This is a genomic window from Leifsonia sp. NPDC102414 (genome assembly GCF_044765685.1).
Classification (GTDB): domain Bacteria; phylum Actinomycetota; class Actinomycetes; order Actinomycetales; family Microbacteriaceae; genus Leifsonia.
Genome location: NZ_JBIWKN010000010.1, coordinates 19,843 through 39,269, shown reverse-complemented (window position 1 = coordinate 39,269; position 19,427 = coordinate 19,843). Strand labels below are relative to the sequence as shown.

Below are 19,427 nucleotides of genomic sequence, written 5' to 3'. Positions count from 1 at the left end.
AACGATCCACGGCCGCGACTGACGCTTCCCCACGACCAGACCAACGAACGCTGAAGCCGAAAGTCACATGATCAACAGCTTCTGTTAGGACCTCTTAGGCTTAGCGACCCAGGCATGCCTGGTCGGGGACGGCTCGGTCGGCCCCTGCAAGTCGATGTGCCTGTTGATGCGCAGGGACCGGTTGTAGGAAGGGTTGGCACTGTGGGGGAGCTGTGGGTGCCGGCGTTCTCGCTCGCGGGTGTGGTGCTTGGCGGGGGGTTGGCGGCGCTCACTCAGCGTGTCGCCCAGCGGTCGGCTGATCGGGCCGCGGAGAGGCGACAGTTGGCAGCGACGGCCGATACGCGCCGGGCTGAGCAGGTGCAGGCCATCCAGGAGTTTCTTGCCTGTGCCCAGCTCGCCGAGCGGGCCGCTTACTCTCGCCCGGAGCCTTGGGGTTCCGACGAGGACGGCCGGATGACCAAGGCGAAAGAGGTCATGACTCAGCTTTGGACGCTGGACCGCGGGATCGCTCTGCTCTGTGACCCAACTCTGGAGACACCCGCCCGCGTTGACGGACGCGCGCTCAACCAGGAGGCCTGGCGCTAGGTCGGTGACGTGGAGGTCAACGAGCACCTGGAAGAGAGTAGGAATTCCTTCATGACCGCCGCCCGGGCGAGCCTGGCCCTCACATGATCGATGGCCCAGAGCCATTCACCAACTGAAGCTCCAGCGATCCGAGGGACCAGCCTCACGCTTCAGTGGAAGAGGCATCCCTCGGACCCAGAAATTGCAAGGATCTCCACGTCGGAATTTGGGTTCTGACCCGCTTCGTGCGATCGCGTACGTAGAGTCATTCTTCGGGGCGCCACTCCATGAGGAGGTTGCGGCCTTCCCGCGCTAGGTGCTGGAAGCCAGCCTTCTCCCAAGCTTGCACAGCCCTGAGGTCGGATGCCTCGGGATCTACGGTCACGCGACGCCAGCCGCGTGCCAAACACAAGTACGTGACCAGTGCAAGAGCCGCGTCCGGCCCCAGGCCACGGCCCCGGGCCCCGGAGGTCAGCACCATGTCGATGCCGCCCTCGGTAGCATCGGCGTGCCAGTACTGCGCGTAGCCCACCGCTGTGCCCTGGGCGAGTATCAGGAAGGACTCCACGTGCGGGCGTCGCCGTCCCACGTACTTCTCGGCGACCTCCCGCCGTGACAGCGGCACTCCACCCCAGTGCTCCACAAAATCGGAGTTGGAGAACCAGGAGGCCAGCAGCTCGAGATCGTTCTCGGTGGTCGGGACAAGTCGAGTCAGCGCACCATAGAGAGTGAGGTCACCGGCCATCGGACAACTCCCATCGGAGACATCACCCGCGCGCGAAGATCAATAATCTCCCCGCGGGCGCGCCTACAACAAGGGGGCCAGAGCCAAACTGCGAACGTGGCGAACACTCGGAGTCACTCATCACCTGGGCCGCATTCACCTTGATGACCAGGCGCATTACCCGCCGAAGCTTTCGCAGGAGCGGACAGCCGGAATCTCGCGAGGCCCCACCGCGACCGATCCGATCGGCACTGACGGTCAGCAGCGCCACCGAGAAGTCACCGGGCCCTCAGGTCAGACCAATCTCGCACCACCACGACGACTTCATCAGCGCGACCGGCAACATCGAGGGTGTCCTGTTGCCCACAATGCCCAGGTCGCGCCGCCCGACGGCATAGCCGGAGTCTTGCTGCGTCCACCAGGCCGGCACGCTCTGTTCGAGGGGTCTGTAGTGTGCGGCAATGACAAGAAGCGAGGGGCTCGCGGAGCAGTTGGACTGGTACTGGCGCCAGAACCTGCGGCCACGGCTGGACGGTCTTACCGACGAGGAGTACTTCTGGGAGCCGGTGCGCGGCTGCTGGAGCATCCGCCCAAGTGGCACGTCGGCCGCACCGACGTCGGCGGGTTCAGGGGAGTGGACGATGGACTTCGCGTCCCCTGCCCCGGAACCGGCGCCGGTGACCACGATTGCCTGGCGGCTGGCGCACATCATCGTCTCGTGCCTGGCCTATCGGGTCGAATGGTACTTCGACGGCCAAGACTTCGACGCCGAGGGGTTTGCCTACGCGGGAACCGCTGACGAGGCGCTGGAACAGCTCGATGAAATGTACGGGAGATGGAACGCGGGGGTCCGCGAACTCTCGGACGCCGACCTGGGCAATGCGCCCGCGATGGGTCCCGAGCGGTTTCCCATGGAGAACAGGGTCCTGCACGTCAACAGGGAGCTGATCCATCACGGCGCCGAGATCTCCCTGCTGCGCGACCTCTACCGCTGGCAGGTCGGAGCCGCACCGCACCGAATATGAGTCCCCGATCAGGTCGGCGAGGATGGGGCTGGCGAGCGCGGCGAGGGCGGAGTTGCGGGCGGCACGGACCGAGATTCCGTGGTGGGTGCTGTTTCTGAATAGGGCATGGCACGACCACCTGCGGCGTCTGGGCGTTTGCCCAGCTGAGACGAGCTAGGTGCGGGGCCCGGGGGAACCCGTTTGCGAGCAGCCGGAGCTGCGGTGGAGTCTGGCGGGTGCACACGGTGGCTAGGGCGGGGAGGAACCGGTTGATGGACGAGACTCACTGCCCGGGTTCCACTGCATGTGCGGCGGGGACGTCCGCTTCGAGTTGTTCGACCGGGACGGTGAGCGACTCGCGCTCGTTGCCCTGCACCACGGGGCGACGCTGAGGTGGGGAGAATGGAGAAGCGACGCCGTACTCGCTGACGGCCGCCTGCTCCTGGCGTGGCTGGACGGGCACGGCATGCCCGGCCCCATGCAGCAGCTCGAAGCCGACCGACAGCAAGCGGAAAAGGATCCGAAGAGAAGCGCAGCTGGCTGGCCGCCGTGCCCGCCGGCTTGGAGGGAACCGCCGCCCGGATCCTCGACCTCTCTCGCACCGGCGGCATGCCCACCCCCGAACTGCTAGAGGAATTCACGGACCGACTCCAGCTGACGTTCCCCGATCCGGTGGAGCGGGCGCTGGCCCTGCTCAACTGGCATGGCTCCGGCAGTGGGCGCTGCTCCGGCTGCCCCGTCCACGAGGGCGTGCCCGGCAAATTGCTCGGCGAGGTGCCGATCGCCGACCTGCTCGCCGGGCTGGCCGACCCGCGGGCCGAGGAGCGGCACGACATCGGGGCCGTGCGGCATCTGGTGGGTTGGAAGACCCGCCCGCGCCAGAAGCGGGATGTCGCCAGTCTGCCCGAACCGCTACGTGCCCGACTGCTGGCGCACGCCCGCCGCTCTGGAGACTCCGACAAGCAGGGCCGCGCAGAACGGTGGTTGGCACCCCCGCAGGCTTGAGACCCGCCGGAGCGGTCAGCGGCCGGTGAAGAAATGGGTCGTAGCCTCCGGAGAGTCATCGCGGTCCAGCGTCATGGGGCACAGCGTCCAGGGTGGCTGGAGTCTCTGTTCGGCGAAGAACACCTCGAGACGTGCCCGCCGGTCACGGTTAGGGAAGGCTGACGAGCGTGCCGTCCGGGCTGTTGACGCGCAGGCGGTCAAACGCGACGAAGTGAGCTGGGCTGGTGTCCCGCGTCATCGCCCTTCTGCGCCGCGGCGTGACCCTGCGCGTCCTGGTCGACAGCCCCGAACAAGCCGCCTTCGTCGCCGACGCCGCCCGCGCGGGCTCGCCACTCCCACGCAGATCGAGATCGACTGCGACGGCCACCCCGGTGGCCTCAAGACCGAGAGCGGCGTCCTGGTCGAGCGGTCCGAGGTGGCCGCGTGAGCGACATTTTCGCTGCACTCGAGGCTCTGACTGACCGCGATCCGGACCGGCGGGACCTCGCCGCCGCCTCGCTCGGGGATCGCCTGCGCGGCACCACCCTCGGCGCCGATACGGCCCGCCTCGTTGTCGGGCGTCTGGTCAGTCTGACCGTCAACGAACCCATCACTCGGGTTTGGGAGTCCGCTCTGAACGCGGTCAGTGAATCGTTCAACCACCACCGGCTGCCACTCGACCTCGTCAAACCGCTGGCGGCCGCCATGCCGACGATGGAACCCGAGATCCTCGCGCACACGATCTACATCCTCGGCGCCACCCGCGCCGACGGCGCTACCGATGTTCGAGCCTTTCCTCAACCACCCCGACCAGGACGTGCGCGAGGAAGCCCGACTTGCCGCAGCCGAGATCACTGCGGCACACCCAGAAGACACCATCCACAACTTTTGACGATTGCTCCCTGAGAGCACGGGTGGCGGGGTTCCACATCCGCGCCATCCCCGTCTGCCCCCGACCCGAAAAGGCGGTAGTGCCAGGGGCTGTGAGCCGTCCGCCAATGTGCGACCTCATAGGGGTCGACACGAGCATGGACGAGACCACCGTACGGCAGCATCTGTCCTTGACCTGACACCCGAACCGCGCCGTACATCGCTTCGCCGTGGGGCATGTCGGGCACGCGGAACGAGTCATACGCCTGACTCGGTGGTCTGTCCCGTCCTACGATCGGCGCATGGTCACCAACAGCCCCGCCCTCGCCGCGGGTTGCACCGTGCCGCGTAGCGGCTGTTGTTGTTGCTGCTGACGCCGGACCGGGTCCCCCGTCGCGATCACGGGCCTGCTCTGTTTCCTCCGACACCGATCGAGCGGATCGACCGAGCATCAGATCAGCGCCGGCTCGCGGACGTCGTGGCGCGCCTCCCGTGAATCCACGCTGCGGACCCGCACCCGTATGACCCGCCCTGCGCGCCCAGCCGGGTCCGCTTCTGCCTCTCCGCTTCCCCTCCCTCAAGGAGCACACATGCGTATCGACGAGTCCGCGTATGACCGACGCCGCCTGCGCCAGTGGCTGTCCGGCGAGGCCAGAGCAGAGGGAGTGTCGCGGCGCGACCTGCTGCGCCTGGCCGCCGCGGCAGGGGTCCTCACCACGTTGGGCCGGCCCACCCCCGCCGTCGCCGACGCGCCCGCACCCGGCCCCGGAATCGTCAAACCGCTGCCCTCGGAGCTGTTCAGCATCCGGGGCACCAATGCCGAGACGAACTGGTCCGCGCTGCGAGACACGGGTTTCCATACGCCCGTGGACCGGTTTTTCGTACGGAATCACACCTCGACACCGCAACTGGACGCTGCCGAATGGCGGCTCAAGGTGTGGGGCAGTGGACTGCGTGGCGCGCCAGGACTGGACAGGGCGGTCACGTTCGACCTTCATGATCTCAGGCTGCTGCCGGCCGTCACCCTCGACGCTTTCGTGGAGTGCGCCGGAAACGGGCGCAGCTTCTTCACGAGCCAGCAGGGCGACACCGTGACCGGGACCGCCTGGACCCTGGGCGCGGTCGGCGCCGCCCGCTGGCGCGGCGTCCGGCTCTCGCACGTGCTGCGGCGAGCCGGGCTGACCGGGCGTGCGGTGGATCTCCAGCCCAGGGGACTGGACGACGAGTATGTGACTGGAGGGATCAACCTCGGCCGGGTCCGGAGGCCGTTGCCGGTGGCCAAGGCCCTGGACGACGTGATCCTTGCGTATGAGATGAACGGCGAGCCGCTGCCCTATGACCACGGCCATCCCGTCCGGGTGATCGTCCCCTCCTGGGTGGGCATCTCCAACATCAAGTGGGTCGGCGACATCGAGGTCTCCGACCAGCCGCTGTACTCGCCCTGGAACACCGACTTCTACCGGCTGTTCGGGCCCGCCTATCCGGTTGATGGCAGCGCTCCGCTGACGAGACAGACCCTCAAGAGTGCCTTCGAGAGCGTTCCGGGTGCCACGTTCGCGGCGGGGGTGCGCCATCGCCTGACCGGCCGCTCCTGGTCGGGCGCCGGCGGTATCCGGCGGGTCGACGTCAGCACCGACGCGGGAGCGACGTGGCGGCGGGCCGAGCTCCACGACCGGCCCCGCACCGGGTCCTGGTCGCGCTGGTCGCTGGACTGGCGCCCCACGCATACCGGTCCGACCGCCCTGCTGGCCCGGGCCACGGACACCACGGGCCGCACCCAGCCGGACATCACCATCCCCAACACCCAGGGATACCTGTTCGACGCGGTGGTCCGTCACCCGGTCACCGTGTTCGCACCGGCACGGGTGTAGGACCTACCCGTCGTGACGGTGGCCATCCAACCGGGTGGCCACGCCTAGCCACGGGGCTCCAGTCGTGTTCCGTGCCGGGGGGGGCTTGTCAGGTTCCGCCGCTGCTGCTCTCGGTCCTCGGCGCATGGGTGCGCGTGCAGTGGGAGCAGGACGGGAGACCGTCAGGGGTCGCGGAGTTTCATGCCGTCCGTTCGTAGTATGCCGATGCGCAGGGTGAGCTGCGCGAGGCGGGCCGGGACTTCGTGGCCGACGTGGAGGCGGGGACGTTCCCGGCACCGGAGCACACCTTCTGACCGGAGCGGACAGGTATAGGCGCGGGTGAGCGGCTGGAGGCCGCTCACCCGCCCCTCCTTCCAGCGGGTGTCAGCGTGGCTCGGCAGTCGGCCAGGCTCGGGGGTAGGGCGCGCGCAGCTTCTCGGAGGTCACGGGGGGTGGTCGGCTGCGGCGTGGAGGCGGCCGTCGCGCAGGATTGTGGCGCCGCTGCGGAGCATGGTCGTGACCAGTTCGGTGGCGAGGGCGTCGGGGGCCACGTTCAGGAGGCGGGCGCCGTCGGTCAGCCAGGCGCGGGCGGTCAGGTACGGCTCGACTTCGTCGGCCGGGATGCCGTCGCGGATCATCAGGGCGAAGGCGAAGATGCGGCGGGCGCCGTACCAGACCGCTGCGGCCGGGTCGTCGACGAGCCGCTGCGCGCGGCGCAGGGCCGCGGCGAATGCGGCCGCGGGGTCGGCCGGTATCGGGCCGTGGGAGGGGAGAATTACCCGCGGGTTGAGGTCGGCCATCCGTTTGAGGGACGCGAGCGCGGTGGTCGCCGCGTCGGGGCCGTCGAGAGCGCGGTTGACCCAGCCGACGTCGTAGTCCGACAGTGCGTCCCCGGCGACGAGAGGCCGCTCCTCCGGCTGCCACAGCGCCAGATGGCCTGGCGTGTGGCCGGGGGTGCGGACGAGTTCCCAGTCGGCATCGCCCAGCTGGAGGACCTGGCCGTCGTCGAGTGCAAGGTCGACGGTGTACGGGGCGACGGGCTGGTCGAGGTGACCGTTGTGCGACTCGGGCGGTCGTCCTGCCGCTTACCTCGCGCGGAGGTATCAGCGTTACGTGAGGGTGTGTCGGCTTTGAGGATCTTCATCGCGAAGCGCGACTGGAATCTGGCGAGACCCGATAGGACGCACAGCCGCCGCAGGAAGCAACATGTGGCTGAGCGTCAGCCGTACCGCGACATCAGCGCCGTCGGCCGTCCGTCATGCGCCTTCCGTCGGTTCCCGGTATGTCAGCCAGGCTTTCAGCAGAGAGCGGGCCGAGTCGAAGATCAGGTCCGGGCGACTCGGCAGAAAGGGCAGCAGGCCGTCCGTGCCATGGCGTGACGCAGAATCGTGCTGATTAGGCGTAATGCCGCAGTAGTGGCCATCACTTCATCGTTCACACGCACTGGCGCTGCATCAACGGGTAGTACAACAATTGATATGCAACGACGAAGGCTTTCGGCCACGGTAGTGGCCACAATGCAGGGTTCATCTACAGCGGCTACCTGAAGACGTCGTTTCGGCCGGTCCGGTAGGAGCATGTCCCGATGCAAGGTGGAGGATCATGGGGCGAAGCGCGTGAGAGACCGTCTTGTCAGGACAGAGCGCGTGTTGCGGGGGGTCGGCGCGGTGGCCGTTGTTGCGGTATTGGCGACCGGCTGCAGTCCGCCGGAACTCCCGCTGGTGGCTGTCGGCAGGGGACCGGGAGGTGATTTGCGGGCAGTGCTGCGGCCCTGTTCGGACGCCTCGCATATGGAGGAGGTCAGTATCTGGCACGTCGCCAACAAGTCTGGTCGTGTCGATCCTGGAGTCTTGGACGGCTGGTCGGCCCGGCCGCCTCAGTCGGTCACAGGGGAACAGGAGATCAGCCTCTACCGGCCACCCAGGGATTGGCACGGCAAGGCGCGTTCAGCCAAAGTCTTGTCTCCAGTCGGGTTCTACGCCGTGGAATTCGTGATCGGAAAGAGATCGGTCTCGGACGGGGACGTTTTGGTGAAATATAGCGGAATAAACTACTTCAAGGTAGCTGATATCGGACGCCTTGCCCCTGGGCAATGGTGGGTTGATGGCAAGGTCATGAACCGCACACAGTTCCGCGATCACGCGGACGACGCCTGCTAGCCGAGCCGGCATAGGCCGTCACCGTTTTCGCGAACAACTCCCGCGGCGCAGGCAGGTGGAGTCGGCTGGTGTCCCGACCGCGCGGCGGACGTCCGCCATCAACGGCGCGGGCCGAATGTGACGTCGTGCGAGCGACCGGCGGAGCGGACGCTGTGGGCGCATCCCAGAACTGCGCGAAGAAGTCCGACGGATGCGGGGCTGCGTGCGGTGCGCCGCGACGTTCCGTTCTGCCTTGCCACTAGGCGTACCCGTTGATAGCTGGCGGCCTGGTCGGTACGCGGCGGCCAAGCTGATGCCAGTACCCGTGGATTCGGAATCTCCGCAGCATCCTTTCGCCTGTCTGCACCTCTACCTCATGCCGAGCTGCCTCGACGGCATCCAGGGCGGCATTGACGACGGCTTGCTCATCGTCAATCCGGGCCAGGCGCCCCTCCGCCCGTTCGAGCCGAGTCGAGGCCCCGTCCAAACGAGTACCGGTGCTGTCCAGTTCGGTCTGCAGCCGAGCCTGGCCGAGGCACTGCGCACGCTGCGAACGGCGCAGCAGGCCCTGGCCGATGAGCGCCCATACCAGCAGCCGCCACCGGGATGCCGCCGAGCGCGCGCGCCGGCAGGCCGAGGACAGCCACGGCCACGCCGTCAGTGCACGCCACCCCGCCGAGCGAGCCGAAGAGCGCCACCGCAGCGAGCATAACGGCGCACATCGCAGACTAGAGGCGGTCGAAGACCGCTACGCGGTCGCCGTGGAGGCCATCACCCGCGGTCATCGCGGTACTCGGCGGGATGCTGTGGCTGCTGGCTGTCAGCCTCCTCGCCGCGACCACCGGAGCGGAGTACGGGCAAGCCGGTGGTCTTGCCGCCAGCAGGATCGCCGCCCACTGGAAGGTCAGCGCCGAATCCGTCATCGTGCTGGCGACTGTGCCGCTGATCATCCTTCCAAGCTCGGCTCGACCGGTGAGCGTCATCGCGCCGGCGGTGGCGTCCGCCACCCTCAGACTCGGAGGGGCCCGCAACCTCCGCGACCGGCTGGGGCTCCAATGGGTGGTCAAGCTCGTCCCCGACCTTGCGCCCGGCCGGATCAGCGAGCCCATGCTCGGATATGCAACCTTCTGGGGTTCCTGGACTGTCTGGGGCGCGATCCTCACCGCAGCGCTTTCCCTCGTGGTTACCTTTGCAGGCATTGGCGCCAGTGTGCTTCTCCACGAAGACTTCTGAGCGGTCGGTTTCTGCCGCGGCCCGAACTGCGGTCCCCTTCCCGCACCCTGCGCGCCGGCCGTCTCCTGCACGAAGCAACCGCCACCGACGGCGACACCCAGCGCCTCATCGACCTCTTCGGCCTCAGCACCCAAAGCGCTCAGCGCTACAGAGCAGCACTGGGCCACCCCGATCTGCGACCCAGATCGGGTGCTGGCGCGCCCGTCGCATCCGCTCGCGGTGATGACAGCCGCGGCCGCCAGGACCATGTGGCACTGCCGTCGTGGTTCCGCGTTGGCGGTTGGCCGAGGAGCAGCGCACTGGGGAGGCTTGGTTCATTCGACGCCGGTCTTGTGACTGCCTGGTCCCAGACCTCTACGATCACTCAAGCCGTGGAGAGTAGGCGAGGGGGCGTGGTTATGGGTGTACTCAAACGGGCGTTTTGGGCGGTCGACCGCCACTTGGGGGGCAATCGGCCACCCCTGCGGCCACGCGGGCGGTTCCTGCGACATCCGGTGCTCTGCGGGCTCGCTGGCGCCATGTTTTCTGGCGGCCTCTGCGCTGTGACGATTGGGCGGGTGGACCTGCAGGTTGCCCTCTTGACACTGGTAATGGGCATGTTTTGGTTCCTTCTCGTCATAGGTGAACGAAAGCGTCTGGACCACTACGGATACTCGTGGAGGCAGGCGCGAGACGACTGACGGGTTACCTCGGAGCCTCTGGTGAGGAGTGAGACGATCTTGGCGCAGCTGTTCGATACCAGGGTCCAAGACGGTCGGGATCAGCGCCCACTGCCGGTCGTGCTCGATCGCGTCGACCAGGACGCGCTCCGTCTTCCGCTCCGCCGGTCGGAGAGCACACGGGAGCCTCGCTCCTGGAGCTCGGTGAATGGCGACGGACCGGGGGACGGATGAGTCGTGAGCGGGCCGGCCGACGACTTCGGCGCGACCGGGTGGGGTTCCCTCGTTGCCGAGTGCACCGTCCGGGAAGCTGGACCAGGTGTCGATCCCGGCGTTGTTCACCGCTCCCGGCGCTGCATCGTCTGCTGGTTCACCCGGCACCTGCTCACACAGCCCCTCCGCAAGGGCGCCGTGATCGCTGCCGCAGGTGACCGTCCACCAAGGCTGACCCCGACACAGTCCGTTCGGCCGTTGCGCGTGCGGCTGGTTCGGAAAGTCCACGTTCAGTGAGGCGCCTCAGCGCTCACGATGTCACTCAAAGTTACGATTTGTGGATGGCAGACGAGAGCTACGACGTGATGGTGATCGGGACCAGTCAGGGAGGCAGGTTCTTGCCCCTGGATCTGGCTCAGGCAGGGAAGCGAGTCGCGCTCATCGAGCGAGGCCCCATTGGCGGAGCGTGCGTGAACACGGGTTGTACGCCGACCAAGACGATGGTCGCCAGCGCCCGGATGGCTCATCTCGCCCGTCGTGCCGGTGAATACGGAGTGGACACCGGGCCGGTGTCCGTCGACCTTGCTGCGGTACGGGAACGCAAGCGCGCCATGGTGGCCGGCGCACGCGACAACTATGCGAGCCGCCTCACCCAGGACGGCCTCGACCTGTTCGAAGGCGAGGCGCGCTTCACCGGGCCCAAGACGGTCGAGATCGCCCTGAAGGGCGGCGGCACACAGACGCTCACCGCGCCGGTGATCGTCGTCGACACCGGCGCCCGCCCCAGGCCGCTGGAGATCAGCGGCGCCGACGGCGTCAACGTCATGGACTCGACGTCGATCATGGAGCTCGACGAACTTCCCCAGCACCTGATCGTCCTGGGGGGTGGCTACATCGGCCTCGAGTTCGGACAGATGTTCCGCCGTTTCGGCAGCGAGGTCACGATCGTCCAGAGGGGCCAGCGCTTGATGCCGGCAGAGGACGAGGACTTCTCCGACGAGGTCGCCGCCATTCTGCGTGAGGACGGCATTACCGTCGTGACCTCAGCTACCCCCGCGCACATCGAGCAGTCAGACGACGGCCGGGTGCAGATGACGGTACACACTTCGCAGGGCACGCAGCAGATCCAGGGCTCCCACGTGCTCGCGGCCATCGGTCGTATCCCGAACAGTGAGCGCCTCGACCCCGCCGCTGCGGGTATCCGGCTGCACGACAACGGCGCAATTGAGGTCGACGAGTATTTGGAGACCTCGGTTCCCGGCGTCTACGCCATGGGCGATGTCAAAGGAGGGCCGGCCTTCACCCACCTGTCCTACGACGACTACCGGATCCTGCGCGCCAACCTGCTCGGCGGCAAACAGGCAACGACCGCAGGGAGGACCGTCCCGTACACCGTCTTCATCGATCCGCAGTTCGGTCGCGTCGGTATGTCCGAGCGCCAGGCCCGCGAACAGACCCGCGCTGTGCGCGTCGCCAAGCTGCCGATGAACGCGGTGGTCCGAGCCATCGAGATGGGGGAGACCCGCGGCTTCATGAAAGCCGTCATCGACGCCGAAACCGGCCAGATCCTTGGCGCCGCCGTCCTCGGCGCAGAAGGCGGCGAGATCATGACGATCATCCAGGTCGCCATCCTCGGCAAACTCCCTTACACCGCCATGGCGGACGCCATCTTCACCCACCCCCTCCTAGCCGAGGGCCTCAACACCCTCTTCACTCTCCCCAACGCCTAGCAGGACCTGATCGACGCGCTCGGCACCGACTTCCACCTGTGCGGGCACTACCCAGGGCCATGATTGCTCACGATCACCAGACGGGTCAGGTCAGAGGGCTGCTCTGCGCCCACTGCAACCGGGTTCTGGAGCAGTGTCCACACCTGACCGGCTGCCCCAGGGCGGACTACATGCTCGTGCCGCCTGCAGCAGCACTGAACCTTGTCTACCCGGCCGGTCTGCAGTGGCGGCCCAAGGAGTCGACGAGGCAATACAAGATCCAGCTGTTGGGGTTCGACCCGTTCGAAGGGCTCTATCGGGCCCGGTAGCCGTGCGACGGACGTGATTCACCTCTTCGGTGATTCCGGCCTGCGGTGCGTCCACGCTGCGGCCTGGTCGTTGTCGGCGCCCCGGCCCGGAGGCGCGGAACGCGGCGGGAAGGGGCGGGGCTGTGGAGGATGGCGAGCGGGAGACGTGGATGACGGACGAGTTCGGGTCCTGCCACACCGGGACGGTCGGCGTGGTCCTGGACGACGGCACTGTCCCGCGGCCCGTCTACTTCGACGCGAGTTCGGGCGGGGGCGGTCGTGCGGTGTCGCAGTATTCGGCCACGACGGCTGGCCCCGGCCGCGCTGCGCGCGGTGTGCTCCTGCGGCTGGAACGGTCCCGAGCAGCGACTGGACTGGGAGGAGATCGGCGACCAGGACCTCCAGACGGCAGGGGTCGGCGCGGCGGACATCTGCATGGGGACTGGGACAAGCACACCGTCGAGGTGGAACGCTCCGCCATCCCGCTCCCGGAAACCATCACCGTGCTCCTGGCCCAGCTGGAGGTCGAGGTCGGGAAGCTGGCGAAGTCCTCGCCGCTGGCGGCGATCCGCGCCGCACGGCGCCTGGAGGACCTCGCGGCGCAGACCGCGTACTGGCCCGCCCGCGACGCCCGCAGAGACGCCGACCCCGGGCAGGCCGCCGCGGCGCTGGGTCTGGACGAGCCCGGGGCCCGGGCGGTGCTGGCCCGCTTCGGCCGCTGGAGCCCCTACTCCTGAGAAGCGAAGTCGCGCCGCTTGAGGTCGAGTTGTGCCATCGTGGGCTACGCGTCTGGTCCCTCGCTCCCCCGGTGGTGACGGACCAGACCGTTCCTGTTGGCCGCCGAGGGCTGCCAGCCCACCGGGGCTGCGGGCTGGAGGTGCTCCGCGTCGAGAGGTCAGTTGCGGCGGAGGCAGGTGGCGGGGATCTGTCCGCCTCGCACTACGCGCCAGGTTGAGTCGGTGCGGCCGCACTTGCGGTAGGCGGAGCCGCTCGGTGTCCGGGCGATCGCGGCGGTGCAGGAGGCGAGGACGTCGCCGCGGTGCGAACGGCGAGTAGGTGGAGATCACCAACAACTCCCGCCACGGCGTGGACCTGGACGGTTGGTCCCTCTCGGACGAGGACGGTCGCACCTACACGTTCGACCATTACCGCCTGGCCGGCCGCGCCACCGTCCGCGTCCACACCGGGATCGGCCTGGACACCCGTCGCGACGTCTACCAGGACCGCCCCAACTACGTGTGGGACAACCGCTCCGGCACCGCCACCCTGCGCAACGACCACCGGCGCTTCGTCGACGACGCGTCCTGGGGCCGCCACGGACACCACGGTCACCACCAGCGCTGACCGCATCTGAGTCGGGTGCCTCCGCCACGGATCCGGAGGCACCCCGGCAACGCCACGCACATCGCTGGGGGGCACGGCCACGCGCCGAGCCGCCCCGCCGCGCTGTCTGCCGCCGGGTGGGGGAGAGGTGACGGCGGGGGGGGGGGGGGGGGGGGGAGTGTCCGGTCGCTGCTCGCCGGTGACTGGGGCTGCGTTCCCACGGCGAGCGGCAAGACGGTCTGGTTCCAACTCGACGCGCACACTCACACCACTGGCGAGACCTGCCCCTCAGGCAGTCTTCCTGCTCGTGCGCGGCCCGTACCGGGTAGCCGCCGCTGAAGGCTGAGGGCAGTCTGGAGTGGTGACCAGCGCACCGATCGTTGTGCACCGACCGTCGCCTATGGGCGGCCGGAGGGTCACTGTGCACAGCCATGGGCATGACGAAATTCTGGGGACCGCGTACAGCGATCACGACCTCGTCGTGTTCCTTGCGGCCTCCGGGGTGCAAGATCCCGACAGCATCCTGGACGACGACCTGTGGATCGAGTGGCGCGGCGGCCCCCCGCACCAGTGGAGCGCCGCATGAATAACGCTGCTACTTGCTCCGGGCCGCTGGTGTCGCATCGCCCAGCCGGGTGGCGGTCTCCGACCTGGCGTTTCGACGCATCCCGCGGTCGATGCCGTAACAGCCGGCGGCAGGGTACCGCCAGCTGTCACGACGCGGCAGTAGACGGCCGGCGCTCGTGATGAGCGAGAGTCTTACGCGAGGGCTGGGTTGCGCTCGTATTCGGCGAGGGTTTGGCCGAGTTCGAACCAGGTGGCGACGACGATGCCTCACCGGTCCGGGCGGTCGATACCTGCGGGCTCGACCTGCTTGGGCGTGACCCACGAGGCGACGGACAGGCCGATGGCCAAGCAGGCGGCCGTGTTGGCGTACTGGCTGCGCAGTAGTCGGAACTGCTCCCACCTGTCACCCAGAATGTCCGGTCCTGCACCTGCTGTGAGCCCTTGGCCAGCCAGATTGTCGCACGCGCAGGACGCGGTCCTGGACGCCATCAACGTGCCCCGTTCCACAGTCGGTAGGCCGCGAAGCCGTCCCGACCGGGTGCTGGCCGTCAAGGCGCACTCCTCGTGGACCATCCGAGCTGGCCTGCGGCGACGCGGCATCAGTGCCACCATCCCAAATGCTCGGACCAGGTGGCCAACCGTGAGCGCCGCGGCACCCACGGCTGCCGCCCACCGGCCTTCGACAAGAAGCATTACAAGGGGCGCAACATCGTCGAGCGCTGCTTCAATCGCCTCAAACAGTTCCGCGCGATCGCGACCCGCGTCGACGAGCTCGCCGTCCGCTACCGGGCAGGCCTACACCTGGCCTCGCTCATCATGTGGCTTCGCGACACCACAGCATGATCATTTGTCAGACACGGCCTAGGGACCGGGGTCGCCCGCTGCTGCCCAGCGCCCGCTTGCACGGTGCCACGCTTCGTCACAGAAGCCCTCACGCAGATTGCGGCCCTGTTGATGACTGCCGACGCCTGTCGCGCAGCAGTGCTGATGCCATGGCCACCAGCACGCCGCCAAGCACCCAGGCGATCAAAACCCAGATCGCGCCCGCGGTGTCGTGGCCATCGAAGTAGACCGTGTTGCGCACAGCCGTCGTTCCCGCGCCCGGCGGGAGCGCCTGACCGATCGCGGCCCAGAAGGGCGGCAGCAACGAGGACGGATAGATCCCGCCCGAGCTTGGATTTCCCAGGATGGTGAAGGTCAGGATGGTGAGACCGAGTCCGACCGTACCGGCCAGCGACTGCAGCGCGACTCCTACGGTGGCACCCGCCAACACGATCAGCACGCCCAGACCCACCAAGTCCCAGAAGGCTCCTGGCAGGCAGTTCAGGACGGGCCCGACGATGATGGCGCCTCCGATCCCTGAGACGAACGCGTACGGCACCATCGCTGCTAGCCGCACCGACGTGCGTTTGAGCGTGGGGCGCTTCGAGCCCGCGGCCATGTTCAGCGCGGAGGCGGCCAGATAGCCACCGATCGTCCACGACAGGACAAGATAGAACGATGACACGCCGTTGCTGTCCCCCTTCGCCGGGGGATGGATGTCCACGACCTTGATCTCGCGACGCTGTGCCTTCTCGATCTTTTGGACAATCTGCTCCGTCGCAGCGGCCACGGAGGGGCCACCCGCAGAGGCGATCATCAAGACGTCGGCTTTCGCGGCGGGACGGACGACGAGCGCCGCGCTACTGCTGCGGTCCATTAGGCGCTTCTCGGCTTGAACCGTGGTCGTGACGGCCGTTGCCTTGAGCGGCTGGCTCGGCAGAGCGTTGATCTGTTCCACCAGTCCGGAGGCGAGGGCCGTCGGAGCCACGATGTCCAAGGCAATCTTGTGCGGCTTGGGGTTGTGCAGAGCTCCCATGTAAGAGAGAGCGAAGGCAAGCTGAAGCAGCAGCACACCAACCATGATCATCACTGCTCGGGGAGTGATCGCATCGTGCAGTTGGCCCAGGACACTCCGCGGAGCACCAGCTTGAGCACCGGCCGAATCCGTGATCTGACTCACCCCTCTCACTGCCAGACAGAATGTCCGGAAGAGGGGATTAGTTTGCACAAAACGCGCTCATTTGAATGGTATTGACATGCTTCGATGCGCATCGTTCGACGAAGCCATCCCACTGGCAGCGGGGCCGCATGGCCGGGGCCTCCATGTCTCCCTGGGGGCGAAGAGCCAGCTGGAGGGCCGGGCAGGGCCCTCGCGGTGGTTCAGCCGGTGGCGGCGAGGTTGGCTGCCTGGGCGGCGTAGCGGGGCCCTTCGCTGCTCAGTGAACCGTCCGGGCACGGCGGCCGTGATCTCGGGGATCGACCTGATGGGGGAGGACGCCTTGCCGCCGGTGAGGAGCGGGTAGAGGCCGTCTTCGACGGCTCCAGGCGAGCCGTCGATGTGCCGGTGGCTCCGCTCCGCCGGCGCGGCGCAACGACTTCGAGGCTCACCGGACAGGTGAAATATGCGGCGGGCCCCCGTCCGGGAAGCTTCGCCACTGCAAGTGAGGCAGGTATCACCGCAGACCGTGCCTGCTCGATCAGTGGCGACTGCCGGGCTCCTTCACGGAAGGTAGCCGGGGCGGGGCGTCGTAGGTCCCGTCTTCGCTTCCGGGACGGCGGAATTCTGACAGCCCGCACGGAGGTGGACGAGCGGCAGAGAGACCCGGCGCCATCGGTAGCAGTTCCGGGCCTCGCCCAACGCGTCCCACAACCTACGATCGACGTTCCGCAGGAGCATGTATACACCGTGGGCAGGGCATCGTTTGTGGGAACAGCCTGGCCATGTGCTCTGCCATCATCTGCGCTAGCGCGTCGAGCTTCTCCTCAAGCATGGGGGATCGCGACAGGCGACGCGGCGAAACTGTGCGGTCACGGCACTGGCCTCGCGCTTTCACGAGTTGGGGCGGCGACGCTTGTTCAAATAAGCAGAGAGCACCTCTGAACTGCAACGATTGGACTTTTCTAGGGTCCTGTTGGCTGGACGGAAAGGGGCGCTCTCCAGGTGAAGAAGCCTTTCGGGCGTACCCGCGTGGGCCTCGTGAAGGAGAGGGTTCCGCCACCGGATCGAGCTGTTCGCTAGTGGCTACTCGGAATCGGTGCCTGGCTCAGACGGTTGGAACAGTGCCGCCGTCGATGACGTACTCCGCGCCCACAATGGATGAGGCTCGGTCCGACACGAGGAAGCCGACCAGGTCCGCGACCTCTTCCGTCGTTGCGAACCTTCCGATGGGAACCCCTCCGAGGGAATCCATCAGGCTCTGCTCCGCCTCTTCGTGCGTCAGTCCGTTGCCCTTGGCGAGGTGGTCGATGAAGCCGGCATAGGCTCCGGTCTGAATCCCCCCGGGGCTGACGGCGTTTACTCGCACGCCTCGTGGTGCCAGTTCGTTCGCGAGACCCTTGCTGTACGTACGCAGGGCACCCTTCGCTGACGCGTACGGCAACGTCGCGTCGTGCAACGGCATCTGACGCTGAATCGACGTGACGTGGACAACTACTCCTGATCCCGCCGCCACCATTGCCGGCAGCAGTGCTCGATCCAGTCGGACAGCTCCCAAGAAGTTCAGGTTGAGCTCCGCCAGCCAGTGCTCCTCAGTCGCTGCAGCGAATCCGCCAGGCGGGGTCGACGATCCTCCGACAATGTGCACGAGGATGTCCAGCGCGGGTCCCTCAGAGATCTTGGACACTACAACCTCTACACCGCCCACCGTGGAAGTGTCCGCTTCGATGAACCGGTCGGGGCGCTCGTAGTCGCCGGGCATGGTGCGTGCCGTGGTCCACACGTCGGCACCCATCTCTCGCAGTCTCTCTACGACGGCCTTGCCCGAGCCCTTCGAACCGCCCGTGACCAGCGCCCGGCGACCGTTGAGACGATCGCGATCTGAACTAGACATTGTTCTCTCCACTGAAGATTGAGGTGGTGCGGGTTCGGTCAGGCCGGGTGGTTGGCGATGACGAGTTCGGCGATGAGGTCGTCCCGCAGCGCGAACCGGTAGTCGAGTTCGGCGACGCCTCCCGGGAAGGTGCCTTCGAGGCGCACGGTTACCACCCAGTGGGTGTCATCGACGCGGTGAGCGCCGATCTGCTCGGTCGTGTATTCGAACTCGGACCCGGCGTCCCGCAGGAACGCGTAAGTCTCCTCCCGGCCGCGGAAGGTCTCGTCCTGGTCGACGATCACCGCATCCGCGGCGAGGAACGACGAGGCGGTGTCGGCGTCGCGGACGATGTGTGCGCCCAAGAACTGGCGCACAGCGGTCGGGAGCAGATCGGACGGAAGATCGGTGTGCTGTGTCATGAGCCCACCGTGTGACCTCGCGGGGCGGGAGGGTCAAGCCGTGGACTCTCTCCCAGGGGGAACGTTCAGAATGAGGGGATGCTGACCATTGGCGAGTTCTCGCGGCTGACCCACTTGAGCGTGCGGACCCTGCGCCGGTATCACGAGGCGGCCTTGCTGGAACCTGCCGTGGTGGACGAGACCACCGGTTACCGCTACTACGGCGTCGATCAAATCCCGACCGCGCAGGTCATCCACCGGCTCCGCGAGCTCGACGTCCCCCTGAGCGATGTGCAGCGAATCCTGCGGACCCCCGACCCTGGTGTCCGGGCGGCGCTCGTCGCGGAGCACCTGCAACGCCTCGAGGATGCGCTCGACCGCACCCGGGCCGCAGTTGTCTCGCTGCGCCGCCTGCTGCGGCCCGATCCCGCGCCCATCGACGTCGAGCTACGTGCGGAGCCCGCACGGACGGTCGCGGCGGTGGAGGCCGTAGTCGGGCATCGCGACATCGAGACCTGGTACGCAGGCGCGATGGCCGAATTGGAGGCGGCCGTCGGCGCCGACGTGAGCGGACCGCCGGGCGGCAGCTACGACAACGCCCTTTTCGAACAGGAGCGCGGTCACGCGCTCGTCTACCTGCCGTCAGCTGCGCCACCTCGCACCGGACGCGTGCACCCTGTGAGTCTGCCGGCCGCGGAACTTGCGGTCACCACCCATGTCGGCGAGCACGACGGCATCGAGGTCACGTACGGCGAACTCGGGACTTGGGTGGTGGAGAACGCGATGTCGGTGGCCGGGCCGGTGCGGGAGGTCTACGTTGTCGGCCCCCGTGACACGAGCGATCCCGCTGCCTGGCGCACCGAGATCGGCTGGCCGGTTTTCCGTGTCACCTGAGGCGGTCAGTGCGGTGCGAAGTCTTCGAACGGCAGGGCGCACACGTTGAGCCTCGCGCTCTCACGAGTTGGAGGACCTAGGCTTGATCAAATAAGCAGAAGTCGCTCCTGAACTGCAACGATTGGACTCTTCGCG

General features: G+C 67.4%; 20 protein-coding genes and 1 pseudogene. 14 read left to right on the top strand and 7 right to left on the bottom strand.

Annotated elements, in window-relative coordinates; all coding sequences use genetic code 11:
• Positions 1-201: 201 nt before the first annotated feature.
• Positions 202-585 (top strand): hypothetical protein, encoded by a 384-nt coding sequence (locus tag ACIRCZ_RS20225; protein ID WP_402856693.1) that lies wholly within the window; start codon positions 202-204, stop codon positions 583-585.
• 244 nt (positions 586-829) lie between these two features.
• Here ACIRCZ_RS20225 and ACIRCZ_RS20220 read toward each other — a convergent pair whose 3' ends face one another.
• Positions 830-1,309 (bottom strand): GNAT family N-acetyltransferase, encoded by a 480-nt coding sequence (locus ACIRCZ_RS20220; protein WP_402856690.1) that lies wholly within the window; start codon positions 1,307-1,309, stop codon positions 830-832.
• A 440-nt stretch (positions 1,310-1,749) separates the two neighbouring features.
• Here ACIRCZ_RS20220 and ACIRCZ_RS20215 point away from each other — a divergent pair, with 440 nt between their 5' ends.
• Positions 1,750-2,313 carry a DinB family protein gene (locus ACIRCZ_RS20215; RefSeq protein ID WP_402856687.1) on the top strand — a complete coding sequence of 188 codons (564 nt, stop codon included), beginning with the start codon at positions 1,750-1,752 and terminating at the stop codon, positions 2,311-2,313.
• Positions 2,314-2,575: 262 nt separating this feature from the next.
• Here ACIRCZ_RS20215 and ACIRCZ_RS20210 read toward each other — a convergent pair whose 3' ends face one another.
• Positions 2,576-2,755, bottom strand: a complete 180-nt coding sequence (locus tag ACIRCZ_RS20210; RefSeq protein WP_402856684.1) for a hypothetical protein — start codon at positions 2,753-2,755, stop codon at positions 2,576-2,578.
• A gap of 86 nt (positions 2,756-2,841) precedes the next feature.
• Here ACIRCZ_RS20210 and ACIRCZ_RS20205 point away from each other — a divergent pair, with 86 nt between their 5' ends.
• From ACIRCZ_RS20205 to ACIRCZ_RS20195, 3 genes are all read left to right on the top strand, one after another.
• The gene (locus ACIRCZ_RS20205; RefSeq protein WP_402856681.1) at positions 2,842-3,297 is read left to right on the top strand and encodes a hypothetical protein; all 456 of its coding nucleotides are present in this window, start codon (positions 2,842-2,844) and stop codon (positions 3,295-3,297) included.
• Between the two features lie 423 nt (positions 3,298-3,720).
• Positions 3,721-4,182, top strand: coding sequence for a hypothetical protein (locus ACIRCZ_RS20200; RefSeq protein ID WP_402856678.1), 462 nt, complete (start codon positions 3,721-3,723; stop codon positions 4,180-4,182).
• A gap of 554 nt (positions 4,183-4,736) precedes the next feature.
• The gene (locus ACIRCZ_RS20195) at positions 4,737-6,017 is read left to right on the top strand and encodes a sulfite oxidase (protein WP_402856675.1); all 1,281 of its coding nucleotides are present in this window, start codon (positions 4,737-4,739) and stop codon (positions 6,015-6,017) included.
• Positions 6,018-6,439: 422 nt separating this feature from the next.
• On the opposite strand, the gene ACIRCZ_RS20190 is transcribed toward ACIRCZ_RS20195, so the two are convergent.
• Positions 6,440-6,796 carry a hypothetical protein gene (locus tag ACIRCZ_RS20190; protein ID WP_402856672.1) on the bottom strand — a complete coding sequence of 119 codons (357 nt, stop codon included), beginning with the start codon at positions 6,794-6,796 and terminating at the stop codon, positions 6,440-6,442.
• A 21-nt stretch (positions 6,797-6,817) separates the two neighbouring features.
• Positions 6,818-6,982, bottom strand: a pseudogene (locus tag ACIRCZ_RS20185) (MBL fold metallo-hydrolase); the annotation flags it as partial.
• Between the two features lie 630 nt (positions 6,983-7,612).
• Here ACIRCZ_RS20185 and ACIRCZ_RS20180 point away from each other — a divergent pair.
• The 8 genes from ACIRCZ_RS20180 (at position 7,613) to ACIRCZ_RS20145 (ending at position 14,989) form a co-directional block, all read left to right on the top strand.
• Positions 7,613-8,155: a hypothetical protein gene (locus tag ACIRCZ_RS20180; RefSeq protein WP_402856669.1), complete on the top strand. Its 543-nt coding sequence runs from the start codon at positions 7,613-7,615 to the stop codon at positions 8,153-8,155.
• A 780-nt stretch (positions 8,156-8,935) separates the two neighbouring features.
• Positions 8,936-9,367, top strand: a complete 432-nt coding sequence (locus tag ACIRCZ_RS20175; RefSeq protein WP_402856666.1) for a hypothetical protein — start codon at positions 8,936-8,938, stop codon at positions 9,365-9,367.
• Between the two features lie 1,213 nt (positions 9,368-10,580).
• On the top strand, positions 10,581-11,969 hold the full coding sequence (locus tag ACIRCZ_RS20170; protein ID WP_402856663.1) for a mercuric reductase: 1,389 nt from the start codon (positions 10,581-10,583) through the stop codon (positions 11,967-11,969).
• Between the two features lie 59 nt (positions 11,970-12,028).
• Positions 12,029-12,277, top strand: a complete 249-nt coding sequence (locus ACIRCZ_RS20165; protein WP_402856660.1) for an endonuclease domain-containing protein — start codon at positions 12,029-12,031, stop codon at positions 12,275-12,277.
• A gap of 443 nt (positions 12,278-12,720) precedes the next feature.
• Complete coding sequence (locus tag ACIRCZ_RS20160; RefSeq protein ID WP_402856657.1) at positions 12,721-12,993, top strand: hypothetical protein; 273 nt, start codon at positions 12,721-12,723, stop codon at positions 12,991-12,993.
• A gap of 319 nt (positions 12,994-13,312) precedes the next feature.
• The gene (locus ACIRCZ_RS20155) at positions 13,313-13,600 is read left to right on the top strand and encodes a lamin tail domain-containing protein (protein ID WP_402856654.1); all 288 of its coding nucleotides are present in this window, start codon (positions 13,313-13,315) and stop codon (positions 13,598-13,600) included.
• A 340-nt stretch (positions 13,601-13,940) separates the two neighbouring features.
• Positions 13,941-14,165: a hypothetical protein gene (locus tag ACIRCZ_RS20150; protein WP_402856651.1), complete on the top strand. Its 225-nt coding sequence runs from the start codon at positions 13,941-13,943 to the stop codon at positions 14,163-14,165.
• 611 nt (positions 14,166-14,776) lie between these two features.
• The gene (locus ACIRCZ_RS20145; protein ID WP_402856648.1) at positions 14,777-14,989 is read left to right on the top strand and encodes a hypothetical protein; all 213 of its coding nucleotides are present in this window, start codon (positions 14,777-14,779) and stop codon (positions 14,987-14,989) included.
• Between the two features lie 88 nt (positions 14,990-15,077).
• On the opposite strand, the gene ACIRCZ_RS20140 is transcribed toward ACIRCZ_RS20145, so the two are convergent.
• From ACIRCZ_RS20140 to ACIRCZ_RS20130, 3 genes are all read right to left on the bottom strand, one after another.
• On the bottom strand, positions 15,078-16,148 hold the full coding sequence (locus tag ACIRCZ_RS20140) for an ABC transporter permease (RefSeq protein WP_402856645.1): 1,071 nt from the start codon (positions 16,146-16,148) through the stop codon (positions 15,078-15,080).
• Positions 16,149-17,232: 1,084 nt separating this feature from the next.
• Positions 17,233-18,018, bottom strand: a complete 786-nt coding sequence (locus ACIRCZ_RS20135; protein WP_402856642.1) for an SDR family oxidoreductase — start codon at positions 18,016-18,018, stop codon at positions 17,233-17,235.
• Positions 18,019-18,056: 38 nt separating this feature from the next.
• Complete coding sequence (locus tag ACIRCZ_RS20130; RefSeq protein WP_402856639.1) at positions 18,057-18,419, bottom strand: nuclear transport factor 2 family protein; 363 nt, start codon at positions 18,417-18,419, stop codon at positions 18,057-18,059.
• Between the two features lie 78 nt (positions 18,420-18,497).
• On the opposite strand from ACIRCZ_RS20130, the gene ACIRCZ_RS20125 reads away from it, so the two are divergent.
• A complete protein-coding gene (locus ACIRCZ_RS20125) occupies positions 18,498-19,292 on the top strand; it encodes a MerR family transcriptional regulator (RefSeq protein WP_402856636.1) in 795 nt (264 codons plus the stop codon).
• Positions 19,293-19,427 lie beyond the last annotated feature (135 nt).

Excerpts from the sequence above, each read along its gene's own strand:
- ACIRCZ_RS20165 (WP_402856660.1), top strand. The coding sequence starts at position 12,029 with ATGATTGCTCACGATCACCAGACGGGTCAGGTCAGAGGGCTGCTCTGC.
- ACIRCZ_RS20195 (WP_402856675.1), top strand. The coding sequence starts at position 4,737 with ATGCGTATCGACGAGTCCGCGTATGACCGACGCCGCCTGCGCCAGTGG.
- ACIRCZ_RS20135 (WP_402856642.1), bottom strand. The coding sequence starts at position 18,018 with ATGTCTAGTTCAGATCGCGATCGTCTCAACGGTCGCCGGGCGCTGGTC.
- ACIRCZ_RS20125 (WP_402856636.1), top strand. The coding sequence starts at position 18,498 with ATGCTGACCATTGGCGAGTTCTCGCGGCTGACCCACTTGAGCGTGCGG.
- ACIRCZ_RS20130 (WP_402856639.1), bottom strand. The coding sequence starts at position 18,419 with ATGACACAGCACACCGATCTTCCGTCCGATCTGCTCCCGACCGCTGTG.
- ACIRCZ_RS20220 (WP_402856690.1), bottom strand. The coding sequence starts at position 1,309 with ATGGCCGGTGACCTCACTCTCTATGGTGCGCTGACTCGACTTGTCCCG.
- ACIRCZ_RS20190 (WP_402856672.1), bottom strand. The coding sequence starts at position 6,796 with ATGGCCGACCTCAACCCGCGGGTAATTCTCCCCTCCCACGGCCCGATA.
- ACIRCZ_RS20215 (WP_402856687.1), top strand. The coding sequence starts at position 1,750 with ATGACAAGAAGCGAGGGGCTCGCGGAGCAGTTGGACTGGTACTGGCGC.
- ACIRCZ_RS20170 (WP_402856663.1), top strand. The coding sequence starts at position 10,581 with ATGGCAGACGAGAGCTACGACGTGATGGTGATCGGGACCAGTCAGGGA.
- ACIRCZ_RS20175 (WP_402856666.1), top strand. The coding sequence starts at position 8,936 with ATGCTGTGGCTGCTGGCTGTCAGCCTCCTCGCCGCGACCACCGGAGCG.